The 15,749-nt window shown below is 66.9% G+C and carries 17 protein-coding genes and 1 pseudogene; 1 reads left to right on the top strand and 17 read right to left on the bottom strand.

Features of this window, described 5'->3' with window-relative positions:
* The 4 genes and pseudogenes from KM176_RS22520 to KM176_RS22505 form a co-directional block, all read right to left on the bottom strand.
* A pseudogene (locus tag KM176_RS22520) lies at window positions 1–181 on the bottom strand (electron transfer flavoprotein subunit beta/FixA family protein); the annotation flags it as partial.
* 293 nt (window positions 182–474) lie between these two features.
* The gene (locus tag KM176_RS22515; RefSeq protein ID WP_160896885.1) at window positions 475–1,440 is read right to left on the bottom strand and encodes a TRAP transporter substrate-binding protein; all 966 of its coding nucleotides are present in this window, start codon (window positions 1,438–1,440) and stop codon (window positions 475–477) included.
* Between the two features lie 56 nt (window positions 1,441–1,496).
* Complete coding sequence (locus KM176_RS22510; protein ID WP_160896884.1) at window positions 1,497–2,774, bottom strand: TRAP transporter large permease; 1,278 nt, start codon at window positions 2,772–2,774, stop codon at window positions 1,497–1,499.
* Window positions 2,771–3,340 (bottom strand): TRAP transporter small permease, encoded by a 570-nt coding sequence (locus KM176_RS22505; RefSeq protein ID WP_160896883.1) that lies wholly within the window; start codon window positions 3,338–3,340, stop codon window positions 2,771–2,773. Before KM176_RS22505 ends, KM176_RS22510 begins: the two co-directional genes overlap by 4 nt.
* A 228-nt stretch (window positions 3,341–3,568) precedes the next feature.
* On the opposite strand from KM176_RS22505, the gene KM176_RS22500 reads away from it, so the two are divergent.
* Window positions 3,569–4,351, top strand: coding sequence for an HpcH/HpaI aldolase family protein (locus KM176_RS22500; RefSeq protein ID WP_160896882.1), 783 nt, complete (start codon window positions 3,569–3,571; stop codon window positions 4,349–4,351).
* Between the two features lie 4 nt (window positions 4,352–4,355).
* Here the strand turns inward: KM176_RS22500 and KM176_RS22495 are convergent, their stop codons facing one another.
* The 13 genes from KM176_RS22495 to KM176_RS22435 form a co-directional block, all read right to left on the bottom strand.
* Entirely contained in the window at window positions 4,356–5,309 is a 954-nt protein-coding gene (locus tag KM176_RS22495; protein WP_236045429.1) for a LysR family transcriptional regulator, read from the bottom strand.
* 7 nt (window positions 5,310–5,316) lie between these two features.
* Window positions 5,317–5,610 (bottom strand): DUF4286 family protein, encoded by a 294-nt coding sequence (locus KM176_RS22490; RefSeq protein ID WP_160896881.1) that lies wholly within the window; start codon window positions 5,608–5,610, stop codon window positions 5,317–5,319.
* Complete coding sequence (locus KM176_RS22485; protein WP_160896880.1) at window positions 5,607–6,530, bottom strand: dihydrodipicolinate synthase family protein; 924 nt, start codon at window positions 6,528–6,530, stop codon at window positions 5,607–5,609. The genes KM176_RS22490 and KM176_RS22485 overlap by 4 nt, the downstream gene beginning before the upstream one ends.
* Entirely contained in the window at window positions 6,530–7,459 is a 930-nt protein-coding gene (locus KM176_RS22480) for a dihydrodipicolinate synthase family protein (protein ID WP_160896879.1), read from the bottom strand. The genes KM176_RS22485 and KM176_RS22480 overlap by 1 nt, the downstream gene beginning before the upstream one ends.
* Entirely contained in the window at window positions 7,456–7,890 is a 435-nt protein-coding gene (locus KM176_RS22475; protein WP_160896878.1) for a MaoC family dehydratase, read from the bottom strand. Before KM176_RS22475 ends, KM176_RS22480 begins: the two co-directional genes overlap by 4 nt.
* 2 nt (window positions 7,891–7,892) lie before the next feature.
* Window positions 7,893–8,288, bottom strand: a complete 396-nt coding sequence (locus KM176_RS22470) for an acyl dehydratase (protein WP_160896877.1) — start codon at window positions 8,286–8,288, stop codon at window positions 7,893–7,895.
* Between the two features lie 18 nt (window positions 8,289–8,306).
* Window positions 8,307–9,467 carry an acyl-CoA dehydrogenase family protein gene (locus KM176_RS22465; protein WP_160896876.1) on the bottom strand — a complete coding sequence of 387 codons (1,161 nt, stop codon included), beginning with the start codon at window positions 9,465–9,467 and terminating at the stop codon, window positions 8,307–8,309.
* 34 nt (window positions 9,468–9,501) lie between these two features.
* Window positions 9,502–10,704, bottom strand: a complete 1,203-nt coding sequence (locus KM176_RS22460) for a CaiB/BaiF CoA transferase family protein (RefSeq protein ID WP_160896875.1) — start codon at window positions 10,702–10,704, stop codon at window positions 9,502–9,504.
* A 170-nt stretch (window positions 10,705–10,874) separates the two neighbouring features.
* On the bottom strand, window positions 10,875–12,377 hold the full coding sequence (locus KM176_RS22455; RefSeq protein WP_160896874.1) for a class I adenylate-forming enzyme family protein: 1,503 nt from the start codon (window positions 12,375–12,377) through the stop codon (window positions 10,875–10,877).
* A 22-nt stretch (window positions 12,378–12,399) separates the two neighbouring features.
* Window positions 12,400–12,816, bottom strand: a complete 417-nt coding sequence (locus tag KM176_RS22450; protein ID WP_160896873.1) for a DUF3830 family protein — start codon at window positions 12,814–12,816, stop codon at window positions 12,400–12,402.
* A gap of 20 nt (window positions 12,817–12,836) precedes the next feature.
* Window positions 12,837–14,123 carry a TRAP transporter large permease gene (locus KM176_RS22445; protein WP_160896872.1) on the bottom strand — a complete coding sequence of 429 codons (1,287 nt, stop codon included), beginning with the start codon at window positions 14,121–14,123 and terminating at the stop codon, window positions 12,837–12,839.
* 1 nt (window position 14,124) lies between these two features.
* Window positions 14,125–14,637 (bottom strand): TRAP transporter small permease, encoded by a 513-nt coding sequence (locus KM176_RS22440; protein ID WP_160896871.1) that lies wholly within the window; start codon window positions 14,635–14,637, stop codon window positions 14,125–14,127.
* A 75-nt stretch (window positions 14,638–14,712) separates the two neighbouring features.
* Window positions 14,713–15,690, bottom strand: coding sequence for a TRAP transporter substrate-binding protein (locus tag KM176_RS22435; protein ID WP_160896870.1), 978 nt, complete (start codon window positions 15,688–15,690; stop codon window positions 14,713–14,715).
* Window positions 15,691–15,749 lie beyond the last annotated feature (59 nt).

Raw genomic sequence — 15,749 nt, 5'->3', positions numbered from 1 at the left:
CCGCCACGACCTCGGTTGCGACGCCCTTCTCCTTCAGACGGATCGCCTCTTCCACGGCAATCTCGTCGAACGGGTTCATCGACATCTTCACATTGGCAAGATCAACCCCGCTCCCATCCGCCTTCACACGGACCTTCACGTTGTAGTCGATCACCCGTTTCACCGGGACCAGGATCTTCATGGTCGCATTCCTTGTCTTTGAGGGGTGCCGCGTTGCCGTGGCGCCCGGAGAGTATGTGGGCCGTCACCGACAGCCAATCCCCCTCCGGAGATGGCCCCGGAGGAGGGTTCAAAGGCCGGTGCCCGAGGCGGCCCGCCTCGGGATCGCCCGTAAGCCGGGGGCAGGGCCCGCCCCGATGGCGGCGGGCCTCTGCCGCACTGCAGGCCGGCATGGCCGCGGGCGGCCAGAACATCATCTGGCCCGGCCAAAGGCCTCCCCGGTCCACCCCGTTTCAGGGGCGGACCGGCGCCGGATCACTTGGTCAGGGCCTCGAACAGGGCCTTCTGGCCTTCGCTCGTCACCGCCGTCTTGTAGAGCGGCTGGGTGGCATCGACGAAGGGCTGGGTGTCGATGGAGGAGATATGCGCGCCGGCCTTGCGGGCCTCTTCCAGCAGCGGCTTCTCCTGATCGACGACGAACTGGCGCTGCCAGATGGCGGCCTCGTGACCGGCCTTCATCAGCGCGTCCTGCACGTCCTGGGGCAGGCTGTCGAACTGGGTTTTCTTCATCACCACCGGCGCGGTCATGTTCAGCCAGCCGATGGTGGTGAAATAGGGCGCGACCTCGTAGAACTTCATGCCGACATAGCCGGTGGTGGCCCCCTCGGCGCCATCGACGACACCCGATTGCAGTGCGCCGTAAAGCTCGGAATAGGACATCGGCGTCGGGTTGGCGCCGTAGTCACGCCAGGCCTCAACATGCACCGGGTTCTGCATGGTGCGGATCTTCAGCCCCTTCAGATCGTCGATCGAGGTGATCGGCTGCTTGGTCATCAGGTGGCGGATCCCGGAGGAAAACACCGCCAGCAGCTGGAAGCCCGCCGCATTCGCGTCCTTCTCCATCAGATCCCAGTTGTCGTCGATCTTCTGGCCCAGGCCGACCACGTCCGAATTCATGAAGGGCAGGTCGAAGACCTTGTAATCCTTGATGTAGTTCGACAGCATCGCGTTCGAGGTCATGGAAATGTCGAGCAGGCCCATCATGGCGCCCTCGACAGTCTGCTGCTCATCCCCCAGCTGGCCGCCGGGGAAATCCTGCAAGGTGGCCTTGCCGTCGGAATAAGTCTCCAGCAGCGTCTGCATCTTCTGGATGCCCATATCCTGCACCTCGCCGGCGGCGTTGGTGTGGGCGGCCTTGAAGGTGAAATCGGCGGCCATGGCGGCGGGGGCCGCAGCAAGGGCCGCGACGGTGGCAAGGGTGGTCAGCACTCTGTTGGACATCCTGGATACTTTCTTGCGAGTTGGTTTTGGGGTGGTCTTGGTCTTGAAACGGGGGGCTACATCGCGACCGAGGGCAACCAGAGCGACACCGCCGGCACATAGGTCACCAGCGCCAGCACCACGAGCATGCAGGCCAGCGGCAGCCAGACCCGGCGCGAGACCTGCTCGATCCGCCGCCCGGCCACCGAAGCGGCGACATAGAGGCAGATGCCGTAGGGCGGGGTGATCAGCCCGATGGAGAGGTTCAGCGCCGTGATGATGCCGAACTGCACCGGGTCGATGCCGTAGCTTTGCGCGATGGGCAGGAAGATCGGCAGCAGGATCAGCACGGCCGAGGTGCTTTCCATGAACATGCCGACGATCAGCAGCAGCACGTTGATGATCAGCAGGAACACCACCGGGTTGGCGGTGATGCCGGTCAGCCAGCCGCGCAGCAGCGCCGGAAAGCCCTGGGTGGCGATGAACCAGGTGAAGACGGAGGCGGTGGCGATGATGATCAGCACCGTGGCCGAGAGGCTGATGGCCCGCAGGCAGATGCGCGGCAGATCCGAGAGCTTGAGCTCCCGGTAGATGAAAAGCGTGATGGCGAGGGTGGCGAACAGGGCGACGCAGGCGGCCTCGGTCGCGGTGAAGACGCCGCCGACGATACCGCCGATGATGACGACCGGCACCAGCAGGCCGGGCGCGGCCGAGACAAAGCTTTCGCCCAGGCGGCGCAGGGTAAAGACCTCTCGGTCGGCACTGATCGCGGGATCGCGGCGGGCATGCAGCCAGCAACCGACCATCAGCCCCGCCATGACCAGCAGGCCCGGAACGATGCCGCCCAGGAACATCGCGCCGATGGACTGGTTGGCGGTGATGGCGATGACGATCATCACGATGGAGGGCGGGATGATCGAGGCAAGCGAGCCCGAGGCCGCGATGACGGCGGCGGCCAGGTCGATGTCGTAGCCGCGCTTGCGCATCTCGGGGGTCATCACGGCGCTGATCGCCGCGGTATCGGCCGAGCCCGAGCCCGAGATCGCCGCCAGCCCCGTGCCGGTGACGATGGCGACCAGATAGAGCGATCCGGTGATCCAGCCGACCAGCGCACCGGCCAGGTTGACGAAACGGCGGGCGATGCCGCCGGCCTCCATCAGCAGGCCCGAGGCCACGAAGAAGGGAATGGCCATCAGCGTGAAGGAGTTGATGCCGCCATAGATCCTCTGCGCCACGATGGTGACCGGCACATTGGTCGTCAGTTCGATCGCCAGCAGGGCCGAGATGCCAAGAGCCAGCACGATGGGCAGGCCCGAGATGAGGAGAAGAAGGAAACCGCCACCTGCCAGGATCATGCCTCTGCCTCCGCCGCGCCTTCTGCACCGGCCATCGGATCGAAGACCCGGGGCAGGGTGGCAAGGGCGAACTCCAGCAGGAAGTAGCCAAAGCCCACGGGCAGGGCGAAGTAGGGCACCGCCATCGGGATCTGCAGGGCCGGGGATTTCACCATGAAGCCGATGGCCAGCATCGAGGTGGAGCCGACGACCACCACGCCCAGGAACCAGACCCCGAGGACAAGGCCCGCCGCCTGGAACAGCCGCTGAATCCAGAGCGGAGCTTTTCTGATCAGGAAATCGACCCCGACGTGCTGATTGTATCGCATCGCGATCCCGGCCCCGAGAAGGGTCAGCCAGACCTGTGCGAACGTGGCGGTCTCTTCCGTCCAGGCAATTGAATAATTGAAGAAATATCTCCCGATAATCTGGGCAAGGATGGTGCAGGCCATATAGGCCAGCAGCAGGAGCGCCAGGATATCGGCCAGGCGGCGCAACAGGGTCAGGCCCATTTTCAAAAGCGTGATGCCAGCCTTGAGGCCGGAAGCGGCGGGGGCCTGCGGGGCTCTGGTCGCCCGGTCTAGCATGGAGATACCTCCTTGGTTTCTGGCTTTTTGGCGGCTGGGCCGCGGGACCTGGCTGTGTCTTCGCCCGGTGCGCCCAAGGTTACCGGCTGGGTCGGGGCAATGAAGTCTCGGGTCTATAAATATCGGGGTGGGAAGTATTCGTTCTTGGAAGAAACTGCATTTTTCAGCGAAAATCTGATCTACTATATCGCTATACACCTAAACACCTGATCAAAAATGGAGCGCGCCATGCAGCTGCGATCAAATGATGGGCAGTCTGAAAACACCGGGTCCGCCGCCTTCGGCCTCGCCTTCTGCCTGCTGGGGCGGGCAGAGTCGGTTCTGCTGGCGCGGGGGGCCGGGTTCGACTTCGTGGTGATCGACATGGAGCATGGCCCGATTGCCCTGGGCGACATGGCCCAGGCGGCGGCAGCGGCGCGCGCCGCCGGTCTGCCGCTCTGGGGGCGGGTGACGGGGCCCGCCGCGGCAGATGTGGCGCGGGTGCTCGACTGCGGCGCCAGCGGCGTGGTGGTGCCCCATGTCGACAGCGCCGCCCAGGCCCGGCATGTGGCGGGGCTCTGCCGCTTCGCGCCCCGGGGCCGGCGGGCGCTGCCGGGGCCGCTGCCGGCGCTGGATTACCGCGTGGTGGCCGCCGGGCCGCTTTGCCGGGAGGCCGAGCAGAACACCCAGGTCATTGCCATGATCGAGAGCGCCGCCGGACTGTCCGAGGTCGAGGCGATCGCGGCGGTTCCGGGCATCGACATGCTGATGATCGGCAGCAATGACCTGGCCGACGGGCTGGGCCATCGCGGGGATCTGGCGCATCCGCAGGTCCGTGCCGCCTTCGCGCGGATCGCGGCGGCGGCGCGCGCGGCGGGCATCGGCTTTGGCGTGATGGGGCTGCCGGGGGCGTTGCTGCGCAGCCATGCGCTGGATCTGGGCGCCACCGCCATCGTCGCCACCAACGAGACAAACCTGATCGTCGAGGCCGGGGCGGCGCTGCTGAAGGAGATGCGCGGGATGACGGCCTGAGGGCTCAGCCGATGCTGCGCTGGCTTTCCGCGCGCACCTCGGCCAGTCGGATCGCGACCCGTTCGCGGAAGGCCTTGATGAACCTCTGGGTCTGCCGCGACGGCGTCTTGGTCTTCTGCATCGCCGCCGAAAGCTCCAGCGGCAGGGCGGGCGCATAGGGCCGGATCACCAGCCCGGGGCGCAGCGCGGTGAAGGCCGACAGCTCGTCGATCAGCGCGACGCCCCAGCCCTCGCGCACGATGCGGGCGGCGGCGTTCATGAAGCGGGTCTCGATATTGGGGCGGTAGTCCAGCCCGGCAGAGCGGAAGCTGTCGGCCAGCATCAGCCCGATCCGGGTCGCCACCTGGGGCCCGATCAGCGGGCGTTCCAGGATGTCGCGCGGCCCGACGGCCTCAAGCCGGGCCACCGGATCGTTCTCGTCGCAGAGCACGACCGGGCGCAGGTCCGCGATACTGTCGTAATGCAGCGCCTGGCGTTCGTAGGGGGCCAGCACGAAGGCCACATCCGCGACGCCGTTTTCGACCACCTGCAGGACACTGTCGAGCGGGCGGGTCTCGAGCGAGATCTGGATGCGGGGATAGTCGCGGGCGTAATCGGCGATGACCCGGGGCAGCACGGCCTCGCTCAGCTCGGCGGTGGAGGCGATGCGGATGCGCCCGATGCGGCCGACCCGAAGGTCGGTCGCGCGCTGGTTCACCGCATCGCGCAGCAGGAAAAGCGGCTCGGCCTCCTCCAGCAGGATCAGCGCCTCTTCGGTGGGCGAGAGGCGGTTGCTGACCCGTTCGAACAGGGCAAAGCCCAGCACGCTTTCGATGTGCCGGATGGTGTTCGAGATCAACGGCTGCGACATGCCGAGGCGCTCCGCCGCGCCGACGGTGGTCCGGAAGGTCACCACGGCACGAAGGATCTCGAGCTGGCGCAGGTTCAGCATGTCGGCGATGGTTCTGCCCCGTCGCAAGAAGGTGTCAGCCGTTGGTCAGGCGCACACGGTGGAAGTTCTTCACTTTGTCGCTGAACGGGCCGAAGCCCTTGATAGCATGGAATTCGGGCGTGTCATAGGCTTCGGGCCCGGTGATCGTGTAGATCGCGACGTGACGCGCGCCGCCTTCCAGGCATATCTCGCGCCGGGCATCCAGCCAGCCGGGGCAGGCCAGGATGTCGGGCAGGTGGGTGGTTTCGTACCAGTCGTTGAAGGCGTCTTCGTATGCGGGATCGACATCGACAAAGACGATATGGGTTTGGGTTTGCGGGGCCGTCATGGGCTCATCTCCAGGCAGGGGCGAAGCGCGGCCATCAGCGCGGCACGCTCCGCGGGATCAATCGGGGGGGTGGGGGCGCGGCAGGCGGGGCTGGCGATGCGGCCCAGCTCGGCCAGGCAGCACTTGATCCGCGCCGCCGCCAGATGGCCGGGGCGGGCGTAGATCCGGCGCGCCAGATCGAAGAGCGCAGCGTGGATCCGGCGCGCGCGGTCCATGTCGCCACCACGCACGGCGCTGTCGAGGGCGGTGATCGCTTCGGGCACCAGGGCGGAAAGACTGACGGCAGAGCCGTCGCTGCCCAGCAGGTAGCACGCAAAGAGATGCTCGTCCCCCGAGGCCATGACGGCGACATCCGGGCGCTGCTGGCGGGCGGTGCGCAGCGTCGTCTCATAGGCCTTCACCTCCCAGCTGCCCTCCTTGATGCCGGTCACCGCGTCGATCTCCAGCAGGGCACGCAGCAGGTCGGCATCGTAATGCAGCCCGCCCGAGGTCACGGCGCCCTGGAAGAGGTAGAGGGGCGCTCCGGTCGCCTCGGCGATGCCGCGATGATGGGTCAGCACCGCGCGCGGATCGACCCCGAGCGCCCATGAGAAGGGCGCGAAGACCATGATGGCATCGGCGCCCGCCGCCAGCGCCGCTCTGGCGTCGGCCACGGCGGCGGCGGTGCTTTCGGCGCTGACGGCGGCCAGGATGCGCCGCTGGCCCGCAACATTGCGGGCGATGCGCACCACCTCGGCCTGCTCGGCGCGGGACAGGTGGATCCCCTCGCCGGCATGGCCGTTCAGCAGCAGCCCCGTCTGCCCCGGATCGGAAAGCACGGCTGCGAAATGCGCCTCCAGGCTGGCGCCATCCAGCGCGCCCGCCTCCGTCATCGGACAGATCGTGGCCGCGTAAAGGCCGCCGTTCAGCGCCGCACTCATCAAAGCACGTTGGCCGCGATCAGGGCCTTGCGGACGCCCTCGCGTACCGCGTCGGACTGCGGCAGCAGCGGCAGGCGGGGGGCGGCGTTCTTGATCACGCCCATCATCTGCAACCCATCCTTCATGCGGGTGTGCATGTCGATCACCGGCGCCGGCCCGTAGATCGCGCGCACCACCGGGTAGAGGCGGTCATTGGCCGCGCGCATCTTCGCCAGGTCCATCGCTTCGGAGGCCTGCCACAGATCCGCCAGCAGCCCGGGCACGAGGCTTGCCAGCCCCGACAGGATGCCGTCGCCGCCAAGCGCCACCTGCGAGAAGAACCAGTTGAAGTTCGACGGCAGGATCGCGGTATCGGGATCGGCGGCCTTCACGGCGCGCCGGTTCTCGTCATAGGCCAGCATGGTGGCCGAGCCTTCCTTGATCGCGATGACCTCGGGGATCTTGGCGATCTCGGCCAGCACCGGGGTCGCCAGACCGAAGCCCGAGGCGATGGGGAACTGGAAATGCGACAGCGGCATCTGAAGTTCGCGCGCCAGCAGCTCGTACATCTTCACAGCCGCCATGGTGTTGGCATTGCCGCCGCCAAGCGCCTCGGGGGGGAAGATCACGGCGACGTCAGCACCGGCCTCGCGCACGGCCTCGGCCTGGCGCAGGGCATCGGGGATGCCGGTGGGCACGACGCCGGCCAGCAGGGGTTGCTCCTTGCCGATCTGCGCCTTCGTGCGCTTGATCACCTCGATCTTCTCGGCATCGCTCAGCGCGGTGGCCTCGCCGGCATGGCCGTTGACGAAGACGCAATCGGTGGTCTCGGGCCGGGCGCAGTGGTCCAGCACGGCGGCGTAGCCGTCCCAGTCGATGGCACCGCTTTCGTCGAAGGGCAGCACCGTGGCCACCGTGATACCGCGCAGGTGTTTTCCGGTCATGGTCATTGGGTCACTCGCTTTCTGGGGAATTTCAGCGTGGCGTCGGCCTTCAGCACCTCGACGCCCTCTTCGTTCCTGGCAGAGGCCTGCCAGTCGACCGTCCGGTTCTCCTCGTCCTTGGAAGAGATCCAGATGTCGAAGGTGATGGTGTCGCCGTAGCGCACGGCCCCGGTGAACCAGAAGCTGTCCCGGATCGAGACGCCGACCGTGCCCACCAGTTCCGCCGTCAGGACAGACGTGCAGATGCCGGCGACCAGGATGCCCGGGGCCAGCCGTTCGCCGAACCGCGTGGTCGAGGCATAGCCCTCGTCCACGTGGACGGGGCCGAAATCGCCGGTGGCGGCGATGTACATCGCGCCGTCGGCTTCGGTGATGGTCTTCGACACGCTGACCCGGTCGCCCACGGTCAGCGCGTCGATATTGCGGATGTCGTACATGCTCAGGCCCCCAGCGGCACCATGCGCGCGGTGCCGGTGATGACCGTTTCATCCGAAAGGGTCACGGCCAGATCGCAGGCGATGGCGCTGTCGTCGGCAGAGGTCACGGTGGCGGTCGCGGCGATGGAACTGCCGACCGGGAAGGCGCGGGCAAAGGCGACGGAGAAGGCGCCAATCCGCCAGTCCGGTCCGGCCAGACGCCCAAGCGCGGTGGTCAGCAGCCCCGAAGCCGCCAGTTCGAAGACCGACATATCCGTCAGCCCGGCCTGGGTGGCATGGGCGCGGTCGACATGGGTCTTTGTCATGTTGCCGGTGATGCCGGTGAAGAAGCCCTGTTCGGCCACCGTCATGGTCTTGCGGAAGGTGATGCTGTCGCCCGCTGCGGGAAGTGCGCTCATGTTCGGGATCCTTTGGGCTCAGAGGGTCAGGCCGCGCTTGATCACCGAGCGAGCGATCAGCATGCGGTGCACCTCGGAGGTGCCGTCGTAGATGCGGGTGACGCGGGCGTCGCGGTAGATGCGTTCCAGCGGCAGTTCCTTGGTGAAGCCGTAGCCGCCGAAGACCTGGATGCCGCGATCGGCGACCCGGCCCAGCATTTCCGAGGCCTGCACCTTGACCATGGAGACCTTGTCGCGCGGATCCATGCCCTGATCGACCTCCCAGGCGGTGTTGAGCACCATCATGCGGGTCGCAAAGATCTCCATCGCGCTGTCGGCGATCATCTGCTGGACCATCTGGAAATCGCCGATCGGCTGGCCGAACTGCTTCCGGGTGGCGGCGTGTTCGCGCATCATCTCCAGCACGCGCTGCGCCATGCCGACGGCGCGGGCACCGATATGTCCCAGGCGGATGCCGCCCACGTTGGCCATCATGACCTTGAAGCCATTGCCGACCTCGCCCAGCACGTTGCCCTTCGGCACGCGGACATTGTCGAAGAACAGCTCGGCGTGGCCATAGCCGCGGTGGCCCATCATCGGCTGGTTGCGGGCGACCTGGAAGCCGGGGGTGCCCTTGTCGACGATCAGCAGGGTGATGCCGCCGCGCGCGCCCTTCTCGGCATCCGTCACCGCCATGACGATGACGTAATCGGCGATGTCGCCGTCCGAGATGAAGTGCTTGGTGCCGTTCAGCACCCATTCATCCCCGTCCAGCCGGGCATTGGTCTTGATCGCGGCGGCGTCCGAACCCGCGCCCGGTTCGGTGATCGCCATGGCGCAGATCTTCTCTCCGCGCACGGTCGGGTAGAGGTACGTGTCGCGCAGGTCGCCCTTAAACTGCTCCAGCATCGGGTAGACCTGGCCGAAGACACGCCGGATCAGCGCGTCCGAGGTCTGGCCGAGCTGTTCCTCGACCAGGCACATGTCCATGACGCCGAGGCCCGCGCCGCCGACCTCTTCGGACATGTTCATGGCGTAGAAGCCAAGCTCCTGGGCCTCGGCCCGGACGGCCGCCAGCTGCGCGGGCGGGATCTGCGCCGCGTCCTCGGTTGCCTGCTCAAGCGGTTGGACCTTCTCGCGGACGAAACGGCCGACCGCATCGGTGACCATTTTCATCTCTTCGGAAATCGCGAATTCCATCGTGTCTGTTCCTTGACGTTCGGGGCGTGCGGCCTCAGCCGCGCATCTTGTTGGTCTGGACCACGGCGCCGGTCGCGATCAGGCGCTCGATCTCGGCCTCCTCAAGGCCGGCCTCGGCCAGGATCTCGCGGCTCTGGCCGCCCAGGGCGCCGGGCAGGCTGCGCACCGCCGGCACTTCGCCGTCGTAGCGCACCGGGTGCGAGAGCATGACCAGCGGTTCGCCCGCGGCATCGGTTGCATCGGTGAAGGCGGCAAGGTGCTGGATCTGCGGGTTGCCGCGCAGCCCGTCGTAATCCTTGACCTCCTCGTGCCAGACGCCGGCCTCGGTCAGCTTTTCCAGCGCCTCGGCGGTCGTCAGCTTCGCCATGCCCTCGGTCACCTTGCGCGAGATCTCGTCACGCTGGCTGAAGCCGTCCTCGGCCGACAGCGCGGCCAGTTCCGGCAGGTCGAGCGCCCCGGAAAGCTGCGGCGGCGTCGACATGGAGATCATCACATGGCCATCGGTGGTGGCGTAGATGCCGTAGGGCGCGGGGCTGAACCAGGTGCCCATGCCTTCGCGCCCACGGGGGCCGGCATGGTCCGCGCCGTTCATCCAGGCGGTGATCGACTCGCCCTGAAGATCCATTGCGGCCTGCAGCATGTTGACGTCGACGCGGCGCGCGGTGCCGGTGCGCTCGCGCTCGAAGAGGGCGGCAACGATGCCGGCCACGGTCAGTGCGGCGGCGTGGTGGTCGATCGGCACCGACCCCACCATGACCGGGCCGCCCTCCATGCTGCCGGTATGGGCGGCAAGGCCCGCCATCGCCTGCAGCAGCACGTCCTGACCGGGCCGCTTGGCATAGGGGCCATCGACGCCGTAGCCGGTGGTGGTGGCATAGATGATGCGCGGATTGATCCGGCGCATCTCGGCCTCCGACAGGCCCAGCTTTTCAAGCGTGCCGGGGCGGAAGTTCTCCATCACCACATCGGCGGTGGCGATCAGCTTTTTCACCGCCGCGATGCCGTCGGGCGACTTCAGGTCCACCGCGATGGAGCGCTTGTTGCGCCCGGTGGTGATGTGGTTGACCGAGGTCTCTCCCACGAAGCGGTTGGCCACGGCCCAGTTGCGCTGGAACGCGCCGCCCAGCGGCTCCACCGTGATCACGTCCGCGCCAATATCGCCCAGATGCTGCGCCGCCGCCGGGCCCGACAGGAAGTGGTTGAAGCTCAGAACACGGATTCCGTCGAGTGCACCCATGATGATCCCTCTGATGTGTCTTTTCGACTGTTTAGGTCAGTCCCGGCGGCCTTAGAATATAGCTTTCTATAATCATGAAGCGGCAGAGAATTCGTTTTTCAAATACTATGGGCGGCCGCTGGCGGGGCCTGCCGAAGCGGCCCGGAAACCGGCCCCCGTGGCGCCGGTTTTCAGCCTGCGGGGGCCTCGGCCTCCCAGTCGCGTGCAATGGCCTTGCGGCGGATCTTGCCGAAACCGTCGCGGGGCAGGGTGTCGCGCAGGGCCACCTGTTTGGGCACCTCCTGCGGGCTGAGGCGGGTCGCGCAGAACTGCCGCAGGGCCCCGGGATCAAGGGATGTGCCGGGCTTGGCCTCGATGCAGGCGATGACGCGCTGGCCCCATTCGCGGTCCGTGGCGCCGAAGACGACGGCATCGGCCACTGCGGGATGTTGCAGCAGCACGGCCTCGACGGTTTCGGGATGCACCTTGACTCCGCCGGTGTTGATCACGTCATCGCGCCGCCCGCCAAGGTAGAGGTAGCCTTCCCCATCCAGCCAGCCGACATCGCCGATGCTCTGGAAGCCGTCGGCATCGCGCTCGGGGCGGGGGGCATCGGGGCCGGCATAATGGCTGCGCCCGCCCAGGTCGTCGGGGCGCATGAAGATCTCTCCGGCTTCGCCTGCGGGCAGCAGGGTGCCCTCGGGGCTGTAGATGCGGATCTCGGTCTCGAAGCCGCGCCCGACAGATCCGGGATGGGCCAGCCATTCGGCCCCGGTGATCGTGGTCTGGCCGGTATTCTCGCCCGAGCCGTACATCTCGGTCACGCGCCCGGGGCCCAGGGTGTCGATCCAGGCGCGCTTGAGCCAGGGCGCACAGGGCGCGCCGGTGTGATAGAGCGCATGGAGGCTGTCCAGCGTCGCGCCGCTGTCGGCCAGCCGGTCGTGCATCCGCACCATCATGGTCGGCACCAGCATGGCAAAGCCCACCTGATAACGGTCGATCACCTGCAAGGCGCGAAGCGCGTCGAAACGTTCCATCAGCACCAGGCGGTTGCCCTCGAACAGGCCATTCTGGGCCCAGGTGAAGGGCGCGTTGTGGGACATGGCCCCGCAGACCAGCTGCACCTGATCGCAACGGAACCCCAGGCGCGGCGCGACCCGGCCCCAGCTGGCGCCGGGGATGCGGGTGAAGGGGCGGTCGTCACACATCATCTTGGGCAGGCCGGTGGAGCCGCCCGAAAGCACGATCTTGCCGGGGGTCGAAATCCTGTCGGGGACCTCGGTTGCCGGTTGCTGCGTCGCCAGCGTTTCGAAGTCGCTCAGAGAGATGTCGCCGCGTCCGGGCGTCTGGGCGATGACAAGGGCCGCCTTGCTGCGCGCCTTCATGGCCGCCATCCCCTCGGCCTTCATGCCGGGATCGAGGACCATCGTCGTCGCGCCGACCCGCCAGATCGCCACGGCCAGCGCGACATGGGCGGGGATATTGCCCAGGGCAAAGCCCACCACGTCGCCCTGGCCGACTCCGCGCGCGCTCAGCGCCCGGGCAAAGCCGTCGGCCATGTCGTTCAGCGCCGCCCAGCTGAAGACCTGCTCCGGGCCGCTGGCGGGCAGGAAGCGCAGGGCCTCTGCCGCGCCGCGCTCGGCGGCAAGCTGGCGCAGGCGCGCCCCGAAGGAGAGGGGTTCTGTCGTCGTCATGGCCGTGCCACCTTCCGTCTGTTCAGACTTCCTCGAAAAGGATGTCCTGCGCCCCGTCCCAGAGCACCTTCGGGCCGATCTCGGCCAGCTTGTCGAGGTTCGAGGTCAGCGTGATGAAATGGTTCCCGGCAAGCTGCCCCATCTTGGAGGCGAAATGCACGCCGCCATAGGCCAGCAGGATCTCGGTCTCCGAGATGCCGCCGGGATAAAGGACGAACTGGCCCGGGGCGGGATAGCTGGTGTGGTTCTCGTACCCGAGGCCGAAGTCGGTCTCGCCCAGGGGGATCCAGACGCCTTCGCCGCTCCAGCGGACATGCACGACCTTGCTGGTGTAGGGCAGCAGGGCGCGGAAGGCGGCGACGGTGCGGGGCGCGGCCGCTTCCTCGAACCGGGCATCGAAGGAGATGCCGGCGATGGTGACTTTGAGGGATTTGCTCATTGGAGGGGTCTTTCGAAGGATCAGCCGGCAAAGCCGAAGAGATGCGGCAGGAAGAGAGAGATGCCCGGCACGAAGGTGACGAGGATCAGCATGAGGAACATCGCCGCCAGCGGGAGGCCAAGGCGGCGCGCCACCTGCATCACGCTGCGGCCCGCCACGCTGGAGGACACGAAGAGCGAGACGCCGTAGGGCGGCGTCACCGTGCCGATGGCGCAGTTCAGGATCACCACGAGCGAGAAATGCAGCGGATCGACCCCCATCTGCGCCGAGATCGGCAGCAGCACCGGCACCATGATCAGGATCGCGGCGATGGTCTCCATGAACATGCCGACGAAGAGGAACAGCACATTGGCGATGATCAGGAACATCACCTTTGAGGTCGAGACGCTCTGGATCCAGTTGCCCAGCAGCTCGGGGACGTTGGCATTGGCGATCAGCCAGGAGAAGACGCTGGCGGTGCCGATGATCAGCATGACCGCCGCCGAAAGCGAGGCGGTGCGCAGCACCAGGTTCGGCAACGACGACAGTTTCAGGTCGCGGTAGACGAAGGCGCCGATCAGCAGGCCATAGAAGCCCGAGACGGCGGCGGCCTCGGTCGGGGTGAAGACCCCGCCCAGGATGCCGCCCAGGATCACCACCGGCATCCCGGCGGCGGGCAGCGCCTTCCAGGCGGCACGGCCCAGTCGGGGCAGGGTGAAGGGTTCGGCGTCGCGATAGACGGGGCCGCCCTTGCGGGCGGTGAAATAGGCGATCACCATCAGCACCAGGATGCACAGCAGCCCCGGCAGGACACCGGCGAGGAACAGCCCGCCGATCGACACGTTGGAGATCACGGCGAGGATCACCATGGTCAGGCTGGGCGGGATGACCTGCGCGATCGAGCCCGAGCAGGCAATGAGCGCGGCGCCGAAATCGACATCATACCCGCGCCGGCGCAGCTGCGGCTGCATGATCGCCGAGATCGCCGCCGTATCGGCCGAGCCCGAGCCCGAGATCGCCGCCAGCCCGGCGGCGGCCACGCAGCTGACCTGATAGAGCGATCCGACGACCCAGCCGATCAGCGCCGAGGCGAAATCGACGATCCGGCGGGAAATCCCCCCCGCATCCATGATGACGCCCGCGAAGACGAAGAAGGGGATCGCCATCAGCGTGAAGGAGTTCAGCCCCGAAAAGACACGCTGGCTGACGATGGCGACGGGCACATCGGTGGTGGTGACCAGCGCCAGCACCGCCGAGGCGCCCAGCACGAAGACCACCGGGACCCCGATCAGCAGGAAAAGGAAGAATGCGGCAGCAACGACAAGCATGTCAGATGGCCTCCTGGGTCTCGGCTTCGGGCGGCGGGAAGGGCAGCCTCCAGCGCTGGATCACGGAGAGGAGCAGCTCCAGCATCATGTAGGCAGAGCCGATCGGCAGGCAGAGATAGACGTATTTCATCGGCACGCGCATCGCCGGGGACATCTGGAAGGCGCCCATCTTCATCAGCGGCAGGCTGCCCCAGGCCAGCACGCAGAGGAAGGCGGCGATGATCAGCGCGATGACGACCAGTGCCACGCGCGCCAGCGGCAGCGGCAGCTGGGCGGGGATCATGTCGATGGCCACATGCTGGCCGCGCGCCACCGCGACACCGGCGCCCAGAAGCACCAGCCAGACCTGAGAGAAGGTAGCGATTTCAGAGGCCTGCGCGACGGAATAATCGAAGATGTAACGCCCGGCGACCTGGACCAGAACCGCGATCATCATCGCCGAGAACAGCAGGATCACGGCGGCGGACACCAGGTGGCGCAGGGCAAGGCAGAAGCGTTCGAGGAGGGCTAACACGCGCGGGCTCTTTCGTAGGGTCGGTGCGGCCCGGGCGCACCGCGCGCGCCCGGGCGGGTCTTCAGGCCGGAAGGCTTATTTCACGGCGGCCACGAGGTCGAAGATCTTCTTCTGCTCGGGGTTGGTGAGGTATTTCTTCTGGATCGGCGCGGCCGCCTCGCGGAACGGCGTGAGGTCCGGATAGGTCACGTTGGCGCCGGCATCCTTGAGCTTGCCGAGGCTGTCGGCATCGCTTTCGGCATAGGTCGCACGTTCCACCTTGCCCGCTTCGGCCCCCGCCTTGTCGAGCGCGCTCTTCACGGCGTCGGGCAGCTTGTCATACTCGGCCTTGCCCATGACGACGGGGGCGACCAGGTTCAGCCAGCCGACCTGAGCCCAGTTCGGCGCGACCTCGTAGAACTTCTGCGAGTAGTAGTTGGTGTTGGCGGCCTCGGCCCCGTCGACCACGCCGGTCTCGATCGAGCTGTAGAGCTCGGAATAGGCGATCGGGGTCGGGTTGGCGCCGAAGGCCTTGAAGGTGTCGATATGCGCCGGGTTCTGCATGGTGCGGATCTTCATGCCCTTGAGGTCGGCCATGGAGTTGACCGGCTTCTTGCTCATGATGTGGCGCGTACCGGCCGAGAAGATCGCCAGCAGGTGGAAGCCGCGTGCATCCAGCGCATCGGCGATGGCGCCGCGCACCTTGGGATCGCTCAGCGCGCGGTCCATCTGGGCGGCGTCGGTGAACAGGAACGGCAGCGAGAAGACCGAGAGGTCGGGCACGAAGTTGGTCAGGGTGGAGTTCGCGGTGACGGCGATGTCCACGGTGCCCATCTGGGTGCCCTGGATGCTTTCCATCTCGTCGCCCAAGGTGGCGTTGTCGTAGACCTTGATGGTGGCGGCACCGTCGGTGTCGTCGCTCAGCATCTTGGCCATGGCGCGCAGGCCGACACCGTAGGGTTCGGAGGCCTGGGCATTGTGGCTGGCCTTCAGCACGATTTCCTGTGCGCTGGCAGGGCCCGCAACGGCGGCAAAGCCAAGGGCGGCGCAAAGGGCGAGGTTGGTAAGCTTCATCTTGTTATCCTTCGGTATTCTCTCTGTTGGAGCAGTTTTATCCGATGACGGGCACAGGC

This window comes from Pseudooceanicola endophyticus (assembly GCF_018760365.1).
In the GTDB taxonomy this organism is placed as follows: Bacteria; Pseudomonadota; Alphaproteobacteria; order Rhodobacterales; family Rhodobacteraceae; genus Pseudooceanicola; species Pseudooceanicola endophyticus.
Note: the sequence above shows the minus strand (reverse complement) of the source record. Positions and strands in the feature narration are given on the sequence as shown.